The 20,102-nt window shown below is 64.1% G+C and carries 19 protein-coding genes, 1 pseudogene and 1 riboswitch; of the genes and pseudogenes, 11 read left to right on the plus strand and 9 right to left on the minus strand.

Annotation, left to right across the window (positions count from 1 at the left end):
- The first annotated feature begins 1 nt into the window (after nucleotide 1).
- Nucleotides 2-1,216, plus strand: coding sequence for a PucR family transcriptional regulator (locus tag ABD742_RS23710; RefSeq protein WP_234751828.1), 1,215 nt, complete (start codon nucleotides 2-4; stop codon nucleotides 1,214-1,216).
- A gap of 159 nt (nucleotides 1,217-1,375) precedes the next feature.
- Here the strand turns inward: ABD742_RS23710 and ABD742_RS23715 are convergent, their stop codons facing one another.
- Complete coding sequence (locus tag ABD742_RS23715; protein WP_234751829.1) at nucleotides 1,376-2,449, minus strand: hypothetical protein; 1,074 nt, start codon at nucleotides 2,447-2,449, stop codon at nucleotides 1,376-1,378.
- Nucleotides 2,450-2,451: 2 nt separating this feature from the next.
- A riboswitch (cyclic di-AMP (ydaO/yuaA leader) is annotated at nucleotides 2,452-2,602 on the minus strand.
- 137 nt (nucleotides 2,603-2,739) lie between these two features.
- Entirely contained in the window at nucleotides 2,740-3,843 is a 1,104-nt protein-coding gene (locus tag ABD742_RS23720; RefSeq protein WP_234751830.1) for a flavin-containing monooxygenase, read from the minus strand.
- 100 nt (nucleotides 3,844-3,943) lie between these two features.
- Between ABD742_RS23720 and ABD742_RS23725 the strand changes: the two genes are divergently transcribed.
- Nucleotides 3,944-4,504, plus strand: a complete 561-nt coding sequence (locus ABD742_RS23725) for a TetR/AcrR family transcriptional regulator (RefSeq protein ID WP_344789226.1) — start codon at nucleotides 3,944-3,946, stop codon at nucleotides 4,502-4,504.
- A 6-nt stretch (nucleotides 4,505-4,510) separates the two neighbouring features.
- Here the strand turns inward: ABD742_RS23725 and ABD742_RS23730 are convergent, their stop codons facing one another.
- On the minus strand, nucleotides 4,511-4,909 hold the full coding sequence (locus ABD742_RS23730) for a helix-turn-helix domain-containing protein (protein WP_234751832.1): 399 nt from the start codon (nucleotides 4,907-4,909) through the stop codon (nucleotides 4,511-4,513).
- Between the two features lie 60 nt (nucleotides 4,910-4,969).
- Between ABD742_RS23730 and ABD742_RS23735 the strand changes: the two genes are divergently transcribed.
- Nucleotides 4,970-5,725, plus strand: a complete 756-nt coding sequence (locus ABD742_RS23735) for a TetR/AcrR family transcriptional regulator (RefSeq protein ID WP_234751833.1) — start codon at nucleotides 4,970-4,972, stop codon at nucleotides 5,723-5,725.
- Between the two features lie 106 nt (nucleotides 5,726-5,831).
- The gene (locus ABD742_RS23740; RefSeq protein ID WP_372460942.1) at nucleotides 5,832-7,097 is read left to right on the plus strand and encodes an acyl-CoA dehydrogenase family protein; all 1,266 of its coding nucleotides are present in this window, start codon (nucleotides 5,832-5,834) and stop codon (nucleotides 7,095-7,097) included.
- A 135-nt stretch (nucleotides 7,098-7,232) separates the two neighbouring features.
- On the opposite strand, the gene ABD742_RS23745 is transcribed toward ABD742_RS23740, so the two are convergent.
- Genes ABD742_RS23745 through ptsP form a run of 3 tightly spaced genes read right to left on the minus strand, consistent with a single transcriptional unit; the run spans nucleotide 7,233 to nucleotide 10,057 of the window.
- On the minus strand, nucleotides 7,233-7,997 hold the full coding sequence (locus ABD742_RS23745; RefSeq protein ID WP_234751835.1) for a class I SAM-dependent methyltransferase: 765 nt from the start codon (nucleotides 7,995-7,997) through the stop codon (nucleotides 7,233-7,235).
- 53 nt (nucleotides 7,998-8,050) lie between these two features.
- Nucleotides 8,051-8,329, minus strand: a complete 279-nt coding sequence (locus ABD742_RS23750; RefSeq protein WP_234751838.1) for an HPr family phosphocarrier protein — start codon at nucleotides 8,327-8,329, stop codon at nucleotides 8,051-8,053.
- Nucleotides 8,330-8,368: 39 nt separating this feature from the next.
- On the minus strand, nucleotides 8,369-10,057 hold the full coding sequence (gene ptsP, locus ABD742_RS23755) for a phosphoenolpyruvate--protein phosphotransferase (RefSeq protein ID WP_234751840.1): 1,689 nt from the start codon (nucleotides 10,055-10,057) through the stop codon (nucleotides 8,369-8,371).
- A 117-nt stretch (nucleotides 10,058-10,174) separates the two neighbouring features.
- Here ptsP and ABD742_RS23760 point away from each other — a divergent pair, with 117 nt between their 5' ends.
- The 3 genes from ABD742_RS23760 (at nucleotide 10,175) to ABD742_RS23770 (ending at nucleotide 14,070) form a co-directional block, all read left to right on the plus strand.
- Entirely contained in the window at nucleotides 10,175-10,897 is a 723-nt protein-coding gene (locus ABD742_RS23760) for a TetR/AcrR family transcriptional regulator (protein ID WP_234751842.1), read from the plus strand.
- Nucleotides 10,898-10,966: 69 nt separating this feature from the next.
- Nucleotides 10,967-12,922, plus strand: coding sequence for a PTS mannitol transporter subunit IICBA (locus ABD742_RS23765; RefSeq protein ID WP_234751844.1), 1,956 nt, complete (start codon nucleotides 10,967-10,969; stop codon nucleotides 12,920-12,922).
- Complete coding sequence (locus tag ABD742_RS23770; RefSeq protein WP_234751846.1) at nucleotides 12,922-14,070, plus strand: mannitol-1-phosphate 5-dehydrogenase; 1,149 nt, start codon at nucleotides 12,922-12,924, stop codon at nucleotides 14,068-14,070. Before ABD742_RS23765 ends, ABD742_RS23770 begins: the two co-directional genes overlap by 1 nt.
- A gap of 113 nt (nucleotides 14,071-14,183) precedes the next feature.
- Here the strand turns inward: ABD742_RS23770 and ABD742_RS23775 are convergent, their stop codons facing one another.
- Nucleotides 14,184-14,672: a MarR family winged helix-turn-helix transcriptional regulator gene (locus tag ABD742_RS23775; RefSeq protein ID WP_234751849.1), complete on the minus strand. Its 489-nt coding sequence runs from the start codon at nucleotides 14,670-14,672 to the stop codon at nucleotides 14,184-14,186.
- A 60-nt stretch (nucleotides 14,673-14,732) separates the two neighbouring features.
- On the opposite strand from ABD742_RS23775, the gene ABD742_RS23780 reads away from it, so the two are divergent.
- Nucleotides 14,733-15,464, plus strand: coding sequence for an NAD(P)-dependent oxidoreductase (locus ABD742_RS23780; RefSeq protein ID WP_234751852.1), 732 nt, complete (start codon nucleotides 14,733-14,735; stop codon nucleotides 15,462-15,464).
- A 117-nt stretch (nucleotides 15,465-15,581) separates the two neighbouring features.
- On the opposite strand, the gene cycA is transcribed toward ABD742_RS23780, so the two are convergent.
- Nucleotides 15,582-17,054 carry a D-serine/D-alanine/glycine transporter gene (gene cycA, locus ABD742_RS23785; RefSeq protein ID WP_234751855.1) on the minus strand — a complete coding sequence of 491 codons (1,473 nt, stop codon included), beginning with the start codon at nucleotides 17,052-17,054 and terminating at the stop codon, nucleotides 15,582-15,584.
- 158 nt (nucleotides 17,055-17,212) lie between these two features.
- Here cycA and ABD742_RS23790 point away from each other — a divergent pair, with 158 nt between their 5' ends.
- From ABD742_RS23790 to ABD742_RS23800, 3 genes are all read left to right on the plus strand, one after another.
- On the plus strand, nucleotides 17,213-17,716 hold the full coding sequence (locus tag ABD742_RS23790) for a GNAT family N-acetyltransferase (protein WP_059388716.1): 504 nt from the start codon (nucleotides 17,213-17,215) through the stop codon (nucleotides 17,714-17,716).
- Between the two features lie 81 nt (nucleotides 17,717-17,797).
- Nucleotides 17,798-18,244 carry a MarR family winged helix-turn-helix transcriptional regulator gene (locus tag ABD742_RS23795; protein WP_234751858.1) on the plus strand — a complete coding sequence of 149 codons (447 nt, stop codon included), beginning with the start codon at nucleotides 17,798-17,800 and terminating at the stop codon, nucleotides 18,242-18,244.
- Between the two features lie 25 nt (nucleotides 18,245-18,269).
- Complete coding sequence (locus tag ABD742_RS23800) at nucleotides 18,270-19,496, plus strand: MFS transporter (protein ID WP_234751861.1); 1,227 nt, start codon at nucleotides 18,270-18,272, stop codon at nucleotides 19,494-19,496.
- 77 nt (nucleotides 19,497-19,573) lie between these two features.
- Here the strand turns inward: ABD742_RS23800 and ABD742_RS23805 are convergent.
- A pseudogene (locus ABD742_RS23805) lies at nucleotides 19,574-20,069 on the minus strand (MFS transporter); the annotation flags it as partial.
- Nucleotides 20,070-20,102: the final 33 nt, after the last annotated feature.

Here is a 20,102-nt window from a genome sequence, read left to right on the forward strand (position 1 = left end):
CATGCAGCAAGACGTGGAGAAGATCGTCGAGGACGTAGCACTCAAGTTGGGCCGCGGCCTCTCCCTGGAAGACCTCGACGGCGTGCTGCTGGCCTACAGTTCCAACCAGTCCCACGCCGACCGTGTGCGAGTGAATTTCCTCCTGAGCAAACGGGTCCCGGTGGACGTCAGCGCGTGGCAGCTCTCCCACGGGATTGCCACCGCCGTGCGTCCCGTCGTCGTGCCCGCCAATGAGGAACTCGGGATGGTGGGGCGCGTCTGCGTCCCGCTGCTGGTGCGCGGATTCCGCGTCGGGTACCTGTGGGTCCAGCAAGACCTTGACGAGCAGACCGCGACGGCGATACTCGCCGAGTTGCCGGGCGTCCGGGACGAGTTGGACCTCCTCGCAGCGTTGTTGCTCGATTCCAATACGGCCGAGTCGGAGTTCCGGCGCCGCCGTGAGCAGGAATTCCTGGCTGCATGCCAGGGCGAGTCCAATGCTGTGGCAACTGTGGCGGGATGGAAGGAGATTCAAGGCCGGGGACCGTGGCAGCTGGTTACAGTGCTCGACGCGGAGGACAGTGGCGGCGTCTCCGATCCGATCGCGGCGACCCTGACGCACCGTTCCGCCGCGCTGCAGGCAACTATCGGGGTCGATTCCGTGCTTTTCAGCGCCGGCACCGAGACGCACTCGGTCCTGTTGTTCCGCGAAACCGGCGGGCGGGCGGAGCACGCCCAAGTCTTGGTCCACTATCAGCTGGAACTCGCCAAGCGCGCCGGACGGAAGGTGGACCGCGTCATTCTCGGCATCAGCGAGCCGTTTTCAGTCATCCGGCAGCTGAGCCGGGCGTACCGGCAATCGAAGCTCGCGGCCCAGGCTGCCGCCGTCGATCCTCCACTCGGAGAGCTCGTGGACAGCCGCTCGGCCGGGATTTACCAATTGTTCGAACGGCTACAGGCGCCCGGTGGCTGGGACGATTCGGGCTCGGCACATTTCCAGGAGATCGAGGATGCGGACCGCAACGGCGAGCTGCTGCCCGTGCTCGAACTGCTCTACGACAGCGACGGCTCCGTGCAGGACGTGGCTGCGAAGCTCCACCTGCATCGGAGCAGCATTTACAACCGGCTGGCCAGGGTCCGCCAGCTTATCGGTGCTGATCCGCTGAATGGCGCGACCCGACTCGAACTCCACGCAACGCTCAAAGCGCGCCGCTGGGCGGGCCGTCCGCGGATTTGAAGCCGCTGGTACCGGAAGCCGCGCTGGCTTACTTGTTGAACTGCCGCAACTGAAGGCTGCAGCGCCAGCGGTCGGGGCGGTGCTGAATCATCTGTGTCCGGGTGTGTCGGCAGCACCGTCCGTGCCACTCGACGGCAGACTTTCGATGCTGTCCCATCCTCACTGCAGGGCCTTGGTTGCTGCGTCCAAAACCGACCCAAGATCCACGCCCGGTTGGGTGGGCTGTGGCGTGGGACTAGGACTGGCCGGGGTCCGCGGCTTCCAAGAACCTGTGGGCGCGGGGGAGGGCGTGCCGGTCTGGGGCGGAGTCGGGGTAGGGGTGGTTGGCCCCGTCGGACCCGGGGTGGGAGCCGGGGTGGGGGTCGTTGGCCCGGTCGGAACCGGATTGGAAGGAACAGGCACCGGGGTAAGGCTTGGGGGCAGTGCTGACGGGACGGCAGGAACCTGGACGGAGATCGACGGTGCCGAGACACTCGACGGTTCGACAGCGGCGGGTCCTTGCGGCGAATGTTGCGCCGGGCCCGCGGAGGTCTGGCCGGACTTGGCGCTTGGGGTAGCTGCCGAAGGTGATGCAGCAGCGCTGGGGGAAGTACTTGCCACCGCGGAAGGAGCGCCGGATTGCGTGGAGTCTTGGTTGTCCGCGCTCGCAGCGTCCTGGGCGCGGGATTCCTGGCCGAAGAAGGGCAACTCAAGGGCTTGGCCCAGGGAACCGGCGGTCAACAAGATGCCTAGGGCACCTGCAACCACTGCCATTCGATTGCTCATCGTCCGGATGCTGGCGGCCTTCTTGAGGACGGCGTGTGGTTCACGGCTGAAGGACGAACCGGTGAACGATGCCGGACCGACGGCGGCACGGGGTGCCGCCGGGAGTGCCGTTGTGGCTGCCTTCTCAGGTTTGGCTTGCTCAGCTGTCGCAGCAGGCACCGTCGGAATGGCGGCGGTCGCTGGTTCTGTTGGTTCAGCAGCTACCGTCGCAGCAGGCACCGTCGGAATGGCGGCGGTTTCGCTGGCTTGGGAAGCCCGCTTCCGTTCGGCTGCGCGGGCGGCCGCGCGAGTGGTGGGCGCCGCCGTCGTCCGGGTTGCCGCGGGGGTGGGTTCCGCTGTCGAACTCAAAGGTTCAGTAGCCGGTGCCGCGATGAACGGTTCGCTGTCTTTGGCCCGACGACGTCCGGTTGGTTTGGTGCTCTCGCCCGCCACTTCGGCACGGCGAGGCTGATCCATGATTGGGGACATGGTGATTGCCTCTCAACGCCTTCGAGGTTAGCTGTCGGGTTCGGACGAGGCCGTCCGGCCGCGCGTGGCGGCTTCACCCCGAGGGCCTGTGGAGAAGTAGGCCCGGAGACTCTGGGTCCCCCGTCTCTGCCGCGGGTCTGGCGGATTCCGGGTTGCGGCAGAGCTCGGCGTCAACCCGGAAGCGGCCCATTTGGGGATTGGGTCGCCCCTCGACGCTACAACAGCCGGCATGCAAAGTCACATTTGAATAACGGGCGGGGTAACCGGTTTTGCCAAGAACTTCCGCGAGCCTAGTCCCGCGGACCTTCAGTCTGCCCGGCGATGAGTCCTGCGACGTGTTCGGCGTCGCGGCCGACCCCGCCCACGAGGCCCGAGGTCAGCCCGTATTGGAAGGGCATGCCCACGAAGAACAGCCCTGGCAGTTGTTCAACGGCGCCCCGGCAAGTGAGCGGCCAGCCGTCCTCATCCGCGGGAAGTCCTCGGATCCAGCCAAAGTCCGGTTGGTAACCGGTAGCCCAGATCACCGTGGACACGGGGATCGCGTGGCCTTCGTCGGTCAGGGGTTGGCCCTTGCGGGTGCCCGTCAGCCGTGGCAGGCGGGTGACTCCCGCGGCGTCGAGCTCTCGGGTGGAGGCCCGGATCAGCGGCGCGCCGTGCTTCGTGAACCCGACCGCGACTTTGCGGCCGATAGGGGTGGATCTGTTCAATACCTTGTGGATGAAGAGCCACCAAAGCCCGCCGGCGTATCGCGTTACGGGGCTTGGAATGTGGAAGGGAGGGGTTCCGGCAATGTAGGTGCGGTGGGTAGGTGCGAGCTCCAGGGCGATTTCGACGCCGGAGGTGCCGGAGCCGACCACCAGGACATCTCCGGGTGGAACCGAGTCCGGGTTGGTGTATTCCGCTCCGTGGAGTTGGTGGATGCCGGGATCCAGATCCTCGGCGAACGCCGGGATCCTTGGCTGCGCGTTCGGGCCCGTGGCAACAACAACGTTCTTGGCCAGGATCGACCCGGAGCCTGACTGCACTCGGAACCGGCCGTCCTCCCGCTCGATGCCGGTGACGTGGGCACCATGGCGTACCGGGAGTTCCCAGTTCCTGGCGTACTCCTCAAGGTATTCGGCCATGGCGTCTTTTCCGGGAAAGCTGCCTCGGGCGGCGGGAAATGGCATGCCGGGCAGGGAATCGTGCTGCGCCGGGGTGAAGAGCCGCAAGGAATCCCATCGGTTCCGCCACACGTCGCCGACGCGGGCCTGCGAGTCCAGGATGAGGAAGTCTTGCCGGTGTTTCTTCAGGTGGAATCCGGTGGCGAGCCCTGCCTGCCCGGCGCCCACAACCACGGTGTTCACTGGCTCATTGCTGTCCATCGCGAAGCCTCCTGAGGTGTTCGAGGTCATTAGAATAGCATTCCAGTCACTAGAATGCTATTCTTTTTTCGTGGAAATCCGGCACAATGACAGGCGGGTAGCTCAAGCTGTCGCAACCAAGGCTGCAGTTGTGGAAGCCGCTCGGCAGCTGTTTCTGAGCAGGGGATACGTGGCCACCACCATCGGGGCCGTTGCCGAGCAAGCAGGCGTGGCTATCCAGACCATCTACAACTCCGTGGGCAACAAGGCCGCGCTGCTCTCGGCCGTGGTTGACGCGACGGCCGCGGGTCCGGATGCCCCCCGCACCGTCCCGGAGACTATGCGCGAGCGGACTGCCGCAGCCGCCGACGCGGGGGCGGTTCTAGCGTTGTTGGCCGACTGGTTCGCCGAGGTGCATCCGAGAAGCAGCCAATTATTCAGCGTCATGAGGCAGGCCTCCGCCGTCGACGCTGAAGCGGCAAAAGTGGAGCGGGACCGGGCCGAAACCCGGCTGCGGAACTATGCGGAAGCTGCGGCTGCGCTCAGGCGGCGCGGGGCACTGACTTCCGGCATGAGCGACGAGCAAGCCGCGGCCGTGATCTGGTCGGTCGGCCACCCGGACACCTACCGATCACTCGTGCTGGATTTCGCTTGGGGACTGGAGCGCTACCGGGATTGGGTCCACGTGGCGCTCAAGGCGGCCCTCGCCTAGCTTTCGCTACTCGCTCGTGGTTTCGTCGTTGCCCGCGGCCGACTTTTTCTGGGTCTCCAACCACGCCATGATGTCCGCGAGCCTGATGCGGCGGTGCGTGCCGCGGTATTCCACCGGGATTTCGCCACGGTCGGTCATGTTCCGCAGGTAGGTGTGCGAGATTCCCGCGAGTTCGGCCGCCCTCGACGTCGTGAGCATTTCCTCCACGCTGCTCACGGTCACCGCTTCGCCCCGGGCCAGCCTGCCAAGGAGGTCGACGACGGCGTCCCTCACCTCATCCGGCAGCCGGTGGACCGTGCCGTCCACGAAGACGGTGATGTCGTTGCTGTCCTGGAGTGAGCGCGCCAGGTTCCGGGCGTCGTCCGCGGGCAAGCCAGGCGTCACGCGGGGAGCTATCAATGCCATGGCAGAAGCCTAGCCGCGCTCAAGGCTGTGCGGTTACGCCGTCGTGTTAGATTCACGCCTATGGTCAACTACCCCGCCAATCCGGATCCAGGCCCTGCCGTGGCCGCGGCAATCGAGCTCCTGGTGCGGCAAGGCTACGACGCGACCTCCGTGGACGACCTCGCCGACGCCGCGGGAATCAGCCGAAGCACGTTTTTCCGCAAGTTCGGATCCAAAGAGGACATCGTTTTCGCCGATCACGACCGTATTCTGGCGCGGGTTCAGGAGTTCCTCGCGGGAACGGCGGCGGATCCGTTGCACGCCGTCGTGGAGGCGGCGCTCTTGGTCTTTGGCCACCACGTGGGCAACCGGAAGACTTCCGTTGCCCGCTACGAACTTCTGCATCAAGTGCCGGCCCTTCGCGATCGTGAACTGGTTATGACGCATCGCTATCAGCGGGCATTTAGGAATCATCTCCTTTCTGTGCTGCCCGAGGGTGAGGGTCGGGAGGTTACGGCCGTGGCCTTCGCCGCATCGGTAGTCGCCGTGCACAACAGCGTCCTGCGCCAATGGCTGCGGTCTGTTGCTGCTGGCGAACGCGTCGAGGGTGTCGAACGTGGCGAACGCGATGCGCGGGAAGCTGAAGCCCAAGGTTTCGCCGCCCGGCTCGGGCGTGAATTGGGAGCTCTGGCTGATACTTTTGCCCGGGTTTCAGCCGGCGAGCCGAGTAGTGAGCCTCGTCAGAAAAGCAGCCGTCCCGCCGTCGTGGTTGCTGTCCTGGATCCGGCAGCGGGTACGGAACAGATCCTTCAGGCGGTCCGGGACGCCTTGGCTTAGCGTTTGATTCAGCAGAATCCTTCGCTGACATTGAGTTCCTTGACATGAAACTGAGTGTCAGCGCATGCTGGGAGTCGCAGATCGCAAACCCAGAGCGAGGATTCCCATGACGACGACGTCCGATAGCACTTCCGAAGAACTGGATGCCGTTTTCCCGGCGGGCACTGTTTTTCCGGCCGGGACCATGGAGCCCGAGTACGTCCTGAACGAATCCCTGGACCCGGACCCGGCCTCCGTTTTCAAGGACATAAGCCGCGAAGACCGCGCTTACTGGGACCGTGCGCGGACCTTTGTCCAGGACGAAGTGCTCCCGGTCATCACGGGGTACTGGGAGCGCGCGGAGTACCCGCTGCACCTGGTGAAGCGCCTGGGCGAACTTGATCTGCTGCGCGACGGAATCGGCATCGACGGGTTCCCGGCCATGAGTAAGACCGCCGCCGGACTGGTCACGATGGAACTGAGCCGCGGGGACGGATCCATCGGTACAGTTGTTGCGGTCCAGGGCGGCTTGGCTTTGCGGTCCGTGGCCGAATGCGGTTCCCCTGAGCAGCAGGTCCGCTGGCTTCCAGCGCTTTCCCGAGCCGAGGAATACGGCGCCTTCGCCCTGACCGAGCCGGCACACGGCTCCGATTCGGTGGGACTCGAGACGACTGCGACGCCCGTCGAGGGCGGCTATGTGCTCAACGGTGAAAAGAAATGGATCGGCAACGGCTCGATCGGCGGCCTGACCGTCGTCTGGGCCCGTGGTGACGACGGGCAGGTTCACGGATACCTTGTCCCGCAGGATTCCCCCGGGTACTCCGCCACGACCATCGAAGGCAAGCTGTCACTCCGGGCCATCTGGCAGGCGCACATCCGCCTTGAGAATGTCTTCGTCCCGTCGAAGAACGTGCTCCCGGGTGCACGGAGTTTCAAGGACACGGCCCGGGTGCTCTTGGCGACCAGGCTGGGAGTGGCCTGGTCCGCCGTCGGGCATGCCACTGCCTGCTACGAAACCGCGGTGCAATACGCCGCTCAACGCCGGCAGTTCGGCCGGCCGCTGGCTGCCTCGCAGATTGTGCAGGAGCGTCTTGCCCGTATGCATTCCGAGCTCGCCACCATGCAGCTTATGGTCATGCAGATGACCAGGCTGGACGAAGAGGGCGTGCTGACTCCCTCGCAGGCGGCGCTCGCGAAGTTCACGTGCACCCGGACTGCCCGCGGCATCGCCTCGAACGCACGCGACCTGCTCGGTGGCAACGGGATCTTGTTGGCCAACCGCGTGGCCCGGCACTTCGCCGACATAGAGGGCATCCATACGTATGAAGGCACAGAGACTGTTCAAGCGTTGATTATCGGACGCTCGATTACGGGCATCTCCGCTTTCGCCTAAGGGGGTCCCCCACCCCGGACCCAGCCGCACCCCGGACCCAGCCGCACCCCCTGAGACGCTCGCTCACCTATGTGGCCAAAATCCCGAACGCTCGCTCAGATATGAGCCCAATCGACGGAACGCTCGCTCAGGGCACTACTCCACCACGGCGATCGCGAAGCCACCCCACGCACGTTTCTTCTTGGTCTCGCGACCAAGCCCACGCTGTTCGAGAAGCGCCAACCCGGAGGATAGGAGAAGGCCCGATAGGCGCTCCCGCGCGGGCGGTGTCCTGTCCACGCCGAACTTCAACGGTTGGCCGGCCGCTTTGGCCGCCGCCCTTCCGAACCGCCAGTACAGCGTGCCCGACTCGAGAGTCTCGGTTGTGAAGTAGTCGAAGGCGAGCAAACTGCCCTTCGCGCAACTCGCGACCTTGCGCAGCGTGTCCTCGATCGCTTCCCGGTCGAGGTACATCGTGACGCCTTCCCAGAGGAAAAGCGCCGGACGCCCGAGGTCGAACCCGGCGTCCACGAGTTTGGCGAGCCAATCATCCTTCTCGAAGTCCGCGGGCACGAACGCGACCTTGTGTACGTCGATTCCTGCCTTGTCCAGTATTTCGCGCTTGACCGCCTGGGTCTTTGGGGCATCTACCTCGAAGGAGTTGACGGGGGTCTCCCGCGGGAGGCGGTACGGGCGTGTGTCGAAGCCGGCGCCGAGGATGACCAACTGATCGATCCCTGGAAGGGCGCGCTCTACGGCGTTGTCGAAGAACGTGACCCTGGCCGACGCCTCGGCTTGTGGAGGTATCTCGCCGTCAAAGGGGTACCGGAAGGTCTTCGGGACGAAGCCCGTGACGCGGTGCGCGAAGATCGTCGGCCAGAATGCCAGCCGCTTGCCCAGCCAAGGAACGCCGGGCAGCAATGTTCAGGGCATAGAAAGCGACGGCGGCATCCGGCTTGCGCATTTCCGGCCGCCTACTCCGCGTCGAGGTCCGTTTCCAGCAGTGTCACGAGGGAATCCAGGGCAGCGTCGGCGCCGTCGCCTTCCGCACGAAGCACCACGACGTCGCCCTTCGCCGCACCAAGCGTCATGAGCGAAAGGATGCTCGCGGCGTCGAGCGCGTCGTCGGCAGGCGAACCGGCCATCGCGATGGTCACTTCAACCGGGGATTCCCCCGCGGCTTCAGCAAAAATCGCAGCCGGGCGGGCGTGCAGTCCGGAGCGGCTGGCGATGGTGGCGGTGCGTTCGGGCATGGTTTCTCCTTGTGTTCAGGTAGGACGGTACGGCTGGGCTCAGAGCCCGAGTTCCTCGAGGATCGGCAGTTTGGCGCGGACCCAGGCCTTTGCGTCAAGCGCATCGGGTGCGCTTAGCGCCAGCCGTGCCAGCTCTTGCGCCTGTTCCAACGTCACCGTCTTGAGCACGGTTCCGACGGCGGCCAAAGACCGGGCGGTCATGGACAGTGTCGATACGCCCAGACCAACGAGCACGACGGCGAGGGCCGGGTCCGCGGCAGCCTCGCCGCAGACGCCAACGGGTTTGCCGTTGCCCTCTTCGGCGGAGCCCGCGACGGTCAGCTGCACGAGGCGGAGAACCGCGGGCTGCCAGGGGGTGTTGAGTTCGGCGAGGGGTCCGAGTTGCCGGTCGGCGGCCATGGCGTACTGCGTGAGGTCGTTGGTGCCGAGCGACGCGAAGCCCACGTGGCGCAGGACCGACGCCGAGGTCAATGCCGCCGAGGGAACTTCCACCATCACGCCGGGTGTCTTGATTCCCGCGGCGCCACACAGCGAGGCGAAACGGGCAGCCTCGGCCGCAGTCGAGATCATGGGTGCCATGACCCACACTTCAGCTTCTGATTCGCCGGCCGCGATGGCGATGGCCTCGAGCTGGCGCTCCAAAACGCCAGGCGTCGTGAAGTCGGTACGGTAGCCGCGCACACCGAGGGCCGGGTTGGGCTCGGTGGCGTCGGTGAGGAAGGGAAGGGGCTTGTCCGCGCCGGCGTCGAGGGTCCGGAGCACCACTTTCTTTCCCGGGAAGGCATCGAACACGCCTCTGTACGCGGCGGCTTGTTCCAGAACGGTCGGTTCGGTGTCGCGTTCCAGGAAGCAGAATTCGGTGCGGAAAAGGCCCACGCCCTGTGCGCCCAGCGCGGCGGCTGCGGCAGCGTCCTTGGCCCCGCCGACGTTGGCGAGGAGGGGCACCAAGTGGCCGTCCGCCGTCGTGCCGTTTCCGTCAAAAACTGCCAGGGTGGCGGCATTTTCGACCCACGCGACGGCGGCCGCGCGCTGCTCTTCGGTGGGTTCGAGGGAGAGTGAACCGGCTGCGCCGTCAACAAAGGCTTCGGCGCCGTCAGGAATTTCGTCCACTCCGCGGGCCGCGACGACTGCGGGCAGCCCGAGTGAGCGCGCGATGATCGCCGTGTGGGACTGCGGTCCGCCACCCGAGGTGACCAGTGCTGTCACGATCGCTGGGTCCAGCGTTGCGGTATCGGCCGGGGCGAGGTCTTCGGCCACCAGGATGAACGGAGTGTCCGACGCCGGGATCCCCGGGGCGGGGACCCCGCGAAGTTCGGCGACGATCCGCGCGCGGACGTCCAAGACATCGGTGGCACGCTCGGCCATGTATCCGCCCAGGTTGTGGAGCATTTCGGACACGGAGGCGCCGGCTTCCCAGATGGCGCGTTCGGCGGAGCTGCCGTTGTTGTTGATGAGCTTCGTGGCCGACTTCAAGAGCATGGTGTCCTTAGCCATGAGCGCGGTGGCTTCCAGCACGGCCTTACCGTCTCCGCTGGCCTTGTCCGCGCGTGCTTTCAGTTCGTCGTGGACCGATTGGGCCGCAGCCTTCAGCCCGGCGACGGCTTCTTCCGCTGTGGTGGAAACGGCTAGCTGCTCGCCCGAAGGCGGTTCGCTGACTGGTTTGGGCATCTGACGGATAGTGCCAATGACACGGCCGGGGCTGACGCCTACTCCTTGGAAATTCTGCACTGAAATCCTCTGTTCCTGCTCTCGGATCGGACCCACCGGCTGCGGCGCCTCGGGGTCCGAAAAAATCTCCTGTGACTCACTTCATATAGCGTTGCTATAGGTGCTAGGGTAGCGGCTATGAGTTTCGATGACCAGCTTCCGCCCAAAACTCGGCTGCTCCGTGCAGCTGCCGAGTTGCTGGCGAATTCGGACGGGTCACCGGTCTCTACGCGCCAAATCACCAAACTTGCCGGCGTCACGGCGCCCACGCTTTACCACCACTTCGGCGACAAGGAGGGGCTGTTCGACGCCGTCGTTGCAGCCGGCTTCGAGGAGTACGTGGCGGGAGAGCGGGACTTCGCACCCTCTGGGGAACCCCTGGAGGATGTCCGCCGGATGTGGGACAACCACGTCCAGTTCGGACTTACCCAACCGCACCTTTACCTGGTGATGTTCGGCAACATCCGTCCGGAAAGCAGGCCGGCCATCGTGGCTGATGCCGAGTCGCTTCTGGAGGAGATGCTGAGCAAGGCAGCCATTGCCGGGCAGATCAACGTACCCCCGCGCGAGGCAGCCAGGAGCATCCTGGCGGCCAACGTTGGCGTCACGCTCATGCTCATTGCAGAGCCTTTGGAAGACCGGAACCTCGAGCTCTCCACCATGACCCGGGATTCCATGATTTTCGCCGTGTCCACGGAAACAGCCCGTGGCGCCGCAGCAGACGACTCCGGCAAGTCGTCCGTTGTTGTTGCGGCAATCGCGCTGAATGCGGCACTCCAAGCCTCACATTCAGACCAGCTATCCAGTTCGGAACTGAAGCTTTTCCTTGAATGGCTTCACCGAATCTCCAGCAGCTCCTAGAGCTGTCCTCCTTCGATAGATATCGACTGATCCCGCACTGATGCGGGACTCGCGTTAGGAATTCACACAATGGCAACAGCGTCAGTTGCGAAACAGCGCACCAGCGTGCGCGTTGGTGTCCAAAAGTTCGGAACGTTCCTTTCGGGCATGATCATGCCCAATATCGGGGCCTTCATTGCATGGGGCATCATCACCGCCCTGTTCATCCCGGCCGGGTTCTTGCCCAACGCGGACCTGGCCAAACTCGTGGGCCCCATGATCACGTACCTGTTGCCGCTCCTGATTGGCTACACCGGCGGCCGGGCGGTCCATGGCATCCGCGGCGGCGTGGTGGGAGCCGTCGCCACCATGGGTGTGATTGTGGGTACGGATATTCCGATGTTCATCGGTGCCATGCTCATGGGCCCACTCACGGCCTGGATCATGAAGAAGCTTGACAAGGTATGGGAAGGCCGGGTCAAGCCGGGCTTCGAGATGCTGATCGACAACTTCTCCGCAGGCATCGTCGGTGCCGCCCTGGCCATCTTCGGCATGTTGGTCATCGGCCCGGTGGTGAAGGCCTTCAGTGACGGCGCGAGCGCCGTCGTCGAATTCCTGGTCCACAACGGACTTCTCCCGCTGACCAGCATCTTCATCGAACCAGCCAAGGTCCTGTTCCTCAACAACGCAGTCAACCACGGCATCCTCACGCCGCTCGGTACGGAACAAGCGTTGCAAAACGGCAAGTCCATCCTGTTCCTGCTGGAGGCCAACCCCGGCCCGGGCGTCGGCGTCCTGCTCGCGTACATGATCTTCGGCAAGGGCCTGGCACGGGCATCCGCTCCCGGCGCCGCGCTCATCCAGTTTGTCGGCGGCATCCACGAGATCTACTTCCCGTACATTCTCATGAAGCCGATCCTCATCCTCGCCACGATCGCAGGCGGCATGACCGGCATCTTCACCTTGGTGGTCACCGGAGCGGGCTTGCGTTCGCCGGCAGCCCCGGGCAGCATCATCGCGGTCTTTGCCGCGACGGCGAAGGACAGCTACTTTGGCGTGGGACTGTCTGTGCTCCTCGCAGCCACAGTGTCCTTCCTGATCGCCTCCGTGATCCTGCGGACCAGCAAGACCACCGATGTGGACGCGCTGGGCCAGGCAACGTCCAGGATGGAAGAGCTCAAGGGCAAGAAGAGTTCCGTTTCCTCCGCCCTCCTGGGCGCCGGTGGCGGTACCGCCGTCCTGACCCGTCCCATCGAGAACATCGTGTTTGCGTGCGACGCCGGCATGGGCTCCAGCGCCATGGGTGCCTCGGTGCTGCGCAACAAGATCAAGGCAGCCGGTTTCCCGGACGTCAAGGTCACGAACTCGGCCATTGCCAACCTCAGCGACACCTACGACGTCGTGGTCACGCACCAGGACCTGACAGAACGCGCCCGGCCGGTCACCTCCAGCGCCGTGCACGTCTCCGTGGACAACTTCATGAACAGTCCCCGGTACGAAGAGATTGTGGAACTGGTCAAGAGCAGCAACGCCGGAGCCGGCGCTGAGGGCTCGACGACGGTTGCCGAACCTGCCGCCGGTGCCCACGCCGCCCAGCCGGCCGCCGTCGGGGGCAAGGGTGTCCTGCTCCCCGAAAGCGTGATCCTCAACGGCACCGCGACGGACCGTGACTCGGCCATCGACGAAGCCGGCAAGCTCCTGCTGGACCGCGGCTCCGTGGACATGGGCTACATTCGCGCCATGCATGAGCGCGAGGAATCCGTGTCCACGTACATGGGCAGCTTCCTGGCCATCCCGCACGGCACGAACGCTGCCAAGGACCACATCCTGCACTCCGGTGTGTCGATCGTCCGCTACCCCGAGGGCATCGACTGGGGAGGCAAGCAGGTCAAGTTCGTCGTCGGCGTCGCCGGCATCAACAACGAGCACCTCCACATCCTGTCCTCCATCGCCAAGATCTTCACGGACAAGGCGCAAGTGGCCCAGCTTGAGCAGGCCACGTCGGTGCAGGAAGTCCTGGATCTGTTCGGAAAGGTCAACGCGTAGTGAAGGCAGTCCATTTCGGGGCAGGGAACATCGGACGAGGATTCGTCGGCTTGCTGCTGCACGAGGCTGGATATGAGGTGGTCTTCGCCGATGTTGCGGATGCCTTGATCAGCCAGCTCGCCTCCGCGACCTCCTACGAGGTCCACGAGGTCGGCGAAAACGCGGCGGTCAAGACCGTGTCCGGTTTCCGGGCCCTGAATTCGGGCACCGAAGAGGTTGCCGTCGTCGCGGAAATCGCGACGGCGGACCTCGTCACCACCGCGGTGGGGCCGCACATCCTCAAGTTCGTGGCGCCGGTGATCGCGCGGGGGATCGCCGGCCGCTCGCCGTCGTTGGCTCCGTTGCAAGTCATGGCCTGCGAGAACGCGATCAACGCCACGGACCTCCTGCATTCCGAAGTGGAAGCCGCTTGGGACGGTGCCGCCGGTGACCTTTCCTCCGCTGCTGTGTTTGCGAATACGGCGGTGGACAGGATTGTCCCCAACCAGGCGCCAGGCCAAGGCCTGGACGTCACTGTGGAGACCTTTTACGAGTGGGTCATCGACCGCACGCCGTTCGCGGGGAAGGCGCCGGTGATCCCCGGCGCAACCTTCGTGGACGAACTCGGTCCGTATATCGAACGGAAGCTGTTCACGGTCAACACGGGACACGCTTCGGCGGCGTACTTCGGCTACGGCGCCGGCCTCGAGAAGATCTCCGATGCGATGGCCGATGCCTCCGTGGCCGCCCGGGTGCGGGCCGTGTTGGAGGAGACCAAGCAGCTTCTCGTGGCCAAACACGGCTTCGTCGAAGCTGAGCAGGAAGCGTACGTGCAGAAGATCCTGTCCCGCTTCACCAACCCGTACCTGCCGGACACTGTGAACCGGGTAGGCCGTGCTCCGCTCCGCAAGCTGGGCCGGCACGAACGGTTCATCGGACCGGCTGCGGAACTCGCCGAGCGCGGAGTCACTCCCGTTGCCTTGCTCGACGCGATGTCCGCTGCCCTGCGGTTCGACGACGGAGCAGACGACGAAGCCGTGGAACTCGCCCGGATGCTTGCCGAGATGGACGCCGCCGAGGCGGTCGAGCGCATCACTGACCTGCCGTCGTCGCACCCGTTGTTCCCCCAGGTGCTGAAGCTGATCGAAGACCGCAAGGCCGAGGCCTAAACCCCGGACGCTCGCTCAGATATACGGGTTTTTCGCCGAACGCTAGCTCACCCTCCTTCACTTGATGTGAAGGAGGGTGAGCGCTTTGGTCTCTAAAAGTAAGCGGGCGTCAATTAGTTGCCGAGTTCTTCCGACGCCGTTCGTCCGGCGGCCTGGACGCGCCGCAGAAAGTCGGTAATCACGGCGATTTCAGCATCGTCGTAGTCTGCACAGATGGTGTCCATGAGGCTGTTCATTCCCGAGTAGAGCCGGAACATCTCGGCGTTACTGTCGGGAAGGACCCGGATCACCACGGCGCGCCGGTCGGACGGATCGCGTTCCCGGACAATCCAGCCTCGGCGTTCAAGTCGGTCGAGGATGCCGGTCATGGTGGCTGGGTGCAGGCCGGCGTGTTTGGCCAACATGCTCGGGCTAAGCGGCCCCCGGCTCGAGATCAGGTCAAGACAATCGAGGTCAACGTCCTTCAGCTCGGCTTTGGCCCCGACCTGGTGATTGAGCACGGATAGTTGCACTCGTACGCTGCGAAGCTCGGCCTTGAGCTCAGCAACAGCACGCCGCCGAAGGCGAGGATTCGCAGCTTCCCGATTTGATATGGAACTCATATGATATCGTTTCGGTATTGTATGGTTTTCCTAGGACAAGACTACCGGAGGCCGCATCACATGAAGATCGCAGTATTCGGGGCAAACGGCCCCACCGGAAGGATTCTGACCGCGCAAGCGCTCGGCGCCGGACACGTCGTCACTGCTGTCACGCGCAGGCCTCGCGAATTCCCGCTTTCCGCCCCCGGCCTAAGCGTCGTCGGCGGCGATGTGTACACCTTTGAGGACGTAAGTGCCGTCGTCGAAGGAAAGGATGCCGTTCTCTCAACCCTTGGTGTTCCATACAGCCGCCAGCCGATCACGGTCTATTCAGTGGGAACCAGCAACATCATCCGGGCGATGGGCAACCACGGCGTCCGCCGGCTGGTCTGCGTGAGCTCCAGCGCCACCGACATCACCGCCGGCCCGCATGGCGGGTTCCTCTTCGACAAAGTGCTGCAGCCCCTCGTTACCAAGCTGCTGGGAAAGACGCTGTATGAGGACATGCGGCGGATGGAATCCGCCGTCGCCGCCAGCGGCCTGGATTGGACAATTATGCGTCCCTCCGGTCTTTTCGAGACCGAGTCCGTCACCGAATACAAGATGGCCGTTGACTACATAGCCGGTACTTTCACGTCGCGGGCCGACCTTGCGGACTCCATGCTGAGGCAACTCACCTCGGACGAATTCGTGCGCAAAAATGTCGCGGTCGCAACTTTCTCGCAGAAGCCGAGCCTCATCCAGCTCCTTTTCCGTGAGGCCAGCAGCAAGAAGGCCGCGCCGGACAGCGTCCCCGAGGGTAACCGGGCATGAACCGCAGTGGGAAACACGAAACCCTCCTTCACGTGATGATGTGAAGGAGGGTTTCGGGTTTCGCCGCTATATGTGAGCGGGCGTCGGAAGAATTGCCGCTATATGTGAGCGGGCGTCCTAGCGGGCGGCGGTTTCGACGGCGGTCGTTTCGGTTTCGGCCATGGCTTTCCACTCGGCCACACGGGCCTGGTGCAGCGGCGACTTCCGGACCAAGGCGTAAGCCACGGCGAGGACGGCGAACCAGATCGGCGTGACGAGCAGAGCCGTGAGGGTGTCCGGTTGGGTCGTCAGGGCCCAGACCAGGAAGGCGAAGAAGGCGAAGACCACCCACACCATCACGATGCCGCCGGGCATCTTGAACGTCGAGGCCTCGTGCAGGTGGGGCCGGCGCTTCCGGAAAACGAGGTAGCTGGCCAGGATGATGGACCAAACGAACATGAAGCAGACGGCGGACACGGTGGTGACCATGTCGAAGGCTGCTCCGATGTCCTTGCCCGCATAGAGCAGTGCGACGCCGCCGAGAAGAAGCACGCAGGACAGGAACAGGGCGTTCTGCGGGACTTTGCGGCTGGAAAGGCGGCCGAACATCTTGGGGGCATCGCCGTCGTTCGCCAGGCCGAACACCATGCGCGAGGTCGAGTAGATACCGGAGTTGGCCGAGGACATGGCGGAGGTCAGGACCACGAGGTTCACCACGGTTGCCGCGATGCCCAGCCCGGCCAGGGAGAACATGGCGATGAACGGGCTGTGGCCGGCCTTGAACTCCGTCCATGGGATGACGGACATCAGGATGATGAGCGCGCCGACGTAGAACAGCATGACGCGGACCGGGATGGCGTTGATGGCGCGGGGCAGGTTGTGCTCCGGGTTCTTGGTCTCGGCCGCGGCTGTGCCCACGAGTTCGATGCCCACGAAGGCGAAGACCGCGATCTGGAAACCGGCAACGAAGCCCATGAATTCCTTGGGGAAGAAGCCGCCGTGGCTCCAGAGATTGGTCAAGCTCGCGGCTCCGGCGTCTGACTTGAAGCCGGTCGAGATCATCACGATGCCCACGATGATCAAAGCGGCAATGGCGACGATCTTGATGAGGGCGAACCAGAACTCAGTCTCGCCGAAAGCCTTCACCGTGGGGAGGTTCAGGAGGAGCAGGATGGCGATGGTCGCGAGGCCCGGAATCCAGAGCGGAACCCCCGGCCAGAGCTCATTGGCGTAGCCCGCGATGGCGATGACATCGGCCACCCCTGTTACTACCCAACAGAACCAGTAGGTCCAGCCGGTGAAGAAGCCTGCCCAGGGACCAAGGAGGTCGCCCGCGAAGTCGCTGAAGGACTTGTAGTTCAGGTTGGACAGCAGGAGCTGGCCCATGGCGCGCATGACGAAGAACAGCATGAAGCCGATGATCATGTACACGAAGATCACGGACGGCCCGGCGACGGAGATGGTCTTTCCGGAGCCCATGAACAGGCCTGTGCCGATGGCGCCGCCGATGGCAAGCAATTGGATGTGGCGGTTGCTCAGTGAGCGCGCCAGATGCGGCTCGCTGTCTTTGCTGGAGGCAGTGCGTTGCCCCGTTGTTGTCTGGTGAGACATATCTGCATCCTTCGGGTGATTCGCCGCATGGTGACGTGGCTAACAAATCTGCTAGTCCAAACTAACTCCAACCGTCCAAGAATTTGTGATTGATCGTTTCATCCAGAATTCATGAAGGCTCGTAAAACGAATCCGCCAGCTTGTGTCAGGCTAGTGTTATGAGTCACGCAAATCCAGGAGTGAAGCCGCTATTGAGCATGGTTCTGGACGAAGGAGTCTTCACGCTCCGCCGGGCCCACTGGGAGGACCTGCCCGCCATTCTGAGATTGCTCGCCGCGGATCAATTGGGTAGTTCCCGTGAAAACGCCGAGGACGTCGGACCCTATCTGCAGGCGTTTCAGCAGATCAACGAGGATCCCGCCCAGTTGTTGGTGGTAGGCCACTTGAACGGTGCTTGCGTGGCAACTTTCCAGCTCAGTTTCATCCCGGGCTTGGCTCGTAAGGGCTCGCTGCGCTGCCAGATCGAGGCCGTGCGCGTCGCCGCAGAGTTGCGGGACCATGGCGTCGGTGCGGCAATGATGCAATGGGCCATCGAAGAGGCCCGGAACCGGGGCTGCACCCTGGTCCAGCTCACCAGCGACAAGTCCCGCAAGGATGCCCATCGCTTCTATGAGCGGCTTGGCTTCGTGGCCAGTCACGAGGGAATGAAGCTGGCCCTGTAGCTCTGGCAGCCTCGAGGGGTCCCAAGACAAAGTCCCGCATGCCTTGATATTTAGGTATCCTAACTGTTAGGATACCTAAATATGAACCCCAATCAAGCTGACGACGCGCTCCTCGCCCTCGCCCAATCATTCCGGGAAGCCTTGCGGCAGAGCGTCTACGTGATGCGCCGCCTCGATTCCGAGGAGCAACTCAGCTCGGCCCAGCTTGGGGTCCTCAAGATGGCGCTCGACGGCGGTGCCCGCGTCGGGGGGATCGCCCGGAACCTTGGGGTCAAGGTCCCCAGCGCCACGGAGCAGATCATCAAGCTTGAGCGCGCAGGCCTGGTCAAACGCGAAGCGGACCCGGACGACTCCCGCGCCGTACGCGTCGCCGCGACCGCGGCGGGACGAGCCGCCGTCGAGAATGCAGACCGCCGCCGTAACGAATTCATCGCCGGGATCCTCGGAACGCTGAGCCAGGCGGAACGCGACGCCGTCGAAGCCGCACTTCCGGTGTTCGACAAGATCAACCACTCAGTCCAGATCTGATAACCCAAAACTAGGAGAGCAGTCCATGAAAGGCCAGCTCGCAGAGCAACTGCAGCCAGCGGAAGAAACACTCGAGGCCGAGAAGGCCTCGTTCCTCAAGCAGCCCAAAGCTGTGTGGGCCACGGCGATTGCCGCCGTCTTCGCCTTCATGGGTATCGGACTGGTGGACCCGATCCTGCCGGCCATCGCCAAGAACCTCCAAGCCAGCCCCAGCCAAGTGTCGTTGCTCTTCACGAGCTACTTCCTGGTGACCGCGGTCGCAATGCTCGTGACCGGGTTCGTCTCTTCGCGGATCGGTGGCAAAAAGACGCTCATGATCGGCCTGGCCCTGATTGTCGTGTTCGCCTCGCTGTCAGGCATGTCCGGAAGCGTGGGTGAGCTGGTCGGATTCCGCGCTGGTTGGGGACTTGGCAATGCCCTCTTCGTGGCCACCGCGCTTGCCGTGATTGTCGGCGTCGCGAGCGGCGGAACCGGCACAGCGATCATTCTCTACGAAGCCGCCCTTGGCCTGGGCATTTCCCTCGGCCCGTTGCTCGGAGCACTCCTTGGGGGCTGGCAATGGCGCGCACCGTTCTTTGGCACCGCGGTCCTCATGGCCATTTCCTTCATCGCCTTGCTGGCACTGCTGCCCAAGACCCCGACGCCGGCCACGAAGGCCCGTTTGCGTGACCCGCTCCTCGCCCTGGGCCACAAAGGCCTTCGCACTACCGCGGCCAGCGCCCTGTTCTACAACTACGGCTTCTTCACAATCCTGGCTTTCACGCCCTTCATTCTCGGGATGGACGCCTACGGTATCGGCTCCGTGTTCTTTGGTTGGGGCGTGGCCGTGGCCGTGTTCTCGGTCTTCGTGGCACCCGTGCTGCAGCGTCGCTTCGGTACCACCAACGTCCTGGTCGGCACCCTCGGGGCCCTTTTGCTGGACCTCGTCGGGCTGGGACTGGCCGCGGGGCACTCGGTGACTGCCGTCGTCGTGCTCGTCATTGTGGCGGGCGCCCTGCTGGGCATCAACAACACGCTCTACACCGAACTGGCCATGGAAGTCTCCGATTCGCCGCGTACCGTGGCTTCGGCCGGTTACAACTTTGTGCGGTGGATGGGTGGCGCGCTGGCTCCGTTTGTCGCGGCACAACTCGGTGAGCACTTCGGCCCGCAGGTCCCGTTCTTCGCCGCGGCCCTTGCCCTCGCGTTCGCGATCCTCGTAGCCGTCGGCGGCCGCCGCTACCTGAAGTCACACGAACCGCACCTCGTGTAGGAGGGCCCAACTGACTCGCAGTTGTTGTCGTTATGAGGGCTCAAAACGACAACAACTGCGAGTTACTTGGGTGGGGATTACTTGGGCGTGATCGCGAGCTCTGCGGGATTGGCGCCCTTCGGGACGAACAACGTGTCGGCCTGCTCAAGGGACATGCCGTTGGTTTCCGGCACCTTGAACATGACGAAGAAGAACGACGCCGCGGCGAACAGCGCGTACATGCCGTAAGTCAGCGGCAGCGAACCGGCCGCCATGATGGGGAAGCTCAAGGTGATGGCGAAGTTGGCGCTCCACACCACGGCGGCCAGGCCGAGCGCGCGGGCGCGGAGCGAGCCCTTCTGGGTGCAGAGTTCGTCCTGCTTGATGGAGTCACGGATTTCGCGGATGTGGCGTTCGGTATCGTCGCCGGGCATCAGGGCGTCGAAGATCTTGCGTGCGGTGTCTTCCTTACCGTTGAGGACCAGGAAGTGCGGCGACTCAGGCAGCCGGAACGCGATCAGGCCGTATATCGCGGCGGGCACGGCACAGGCAATGAACAATCCAACGCCAGGCCTCAATTCCGAGCCACAGGGCGGACGTGTCACGCCACGCAAACTTTTGCGCCGC

The organism is Arthrobacter ramosus (assembly GCF_039535095.1).
Classification (GTDB): Bacteria; Actinomycetota; Actinomycetes; order Actinomycetales; family Micrococcaceae; genus Arthrobacter; species Arthrobacter ramosus.

Excerpts from the sequence above, each read along its gene's own strand:
- ABD742_RS23735 (WP_234751833.1), top strand. The coding sequence starts at position 4,970 with ATGGTCAACTACCCCGCCAATCCGGATCCAGGCCCTGCCGTGGCCGCG.
- ABD742_RS23780 (WP_234751852.1), top strand. The coding sequence starts at position 14,733 with ATGAAGATCGCAGTATTCGGGGCAAACGGCCCCACCGGAAGGATTCTG.
- ABD742_RS23790 (WP_059388716.1), top strand. The coding sequence starts at position 17,213 with ATGAGTCACGCAAATCCAGGAGTGAAGCCGCTATTGAGCATGGTTCTG.
- ABD742_RS23795 (WP_234751858.1), top strand. The coding sequence starts at position 17,798 with ATGAACCCCAATCAAGCTGACGACGCGCTCCTCGCCCTCGCCCAATCA.
- ABD742_RS23740 (WP_372460942.1), top strand. The coding sequence starts at position 5,832 with ATGACGACGACGTCCGATAGCACTTCCGAAGAACTGGATGCCGTTTTC.
- ABD742_RS23750 (WP_234751838.1), bottom strand. The coding sequence starts at position 8,329 with ATGCCCGAACGCACCGCCACCATCGCCAGCCGCTCCGGACTGCACGCC.
- ABD742_RS23720 (WP_234751830.1), bottom strand. The coding sequence starts at position 3,843 with ATGACCTCGAACACCTCAGGAGGCTTCGCGATGGACAGCAATGAGCCA.
- ABD742_RS23765 (WP_234751844.1), top strand. The coding sequence starts at position 10,967 with ATGGCAACAGCGTCAGTTGCGAAACAGCGCACCAGCGTGCGCGTTGGT.
- ABD742_RS23760 (WP_234751842.1), top strand. The coding sequence starts at position 10,175 with ATGAGTTTCGATGACCAGCTTCCGCCCAAAACTCGGCTGCTCCGTGCA.
- ABD742_RS23715 (WP_234751829.1), bottom strand. The coding sequence starts at position 2,449 with ATGTCCCCAATCATGGATCAGCCTCGCCGTGCCGAAGTGGCGGGCGAG.
- ABD742_RS23710 (WP_234751828.1), top strand. The coding sequence starts at position 2 with ATGCAGCAAGACGTGGAGAAGATCGTCGAGGACGTAGCACTCAAGTTG.
- cycA (WP_234751855.1), bottom strand. The coding sequence starts at position 17,054 with ATGTCTCACCAGACAACAACGGGGCAACGCACTGCCTCCAGCAAAGAC.
- ABD742_RS23730 (WP_234751832.1), bottom strand. The coding sequence starts at position 4,909 with ATGGCATTGATAGCTCCCCGCGTGACGCCTGGCTTGCCCGCGGACGAC.
- ABD742_RS23800 (WP_234751861.1), top strand. The coding sequence starts at position 18,270 with ATGAAAGGCCAGCTCGCAGAGCAACTGCAGCCAGCGGAAGAAACACTC.
- ABD742_RS23775 (WP_234751849.1), bottom strand. The coding sequence starts at position 14,672 with ATGAGTTCCATATCAAATCGGGAAGCTGCGAATCCTCGCCTTCGGCGG.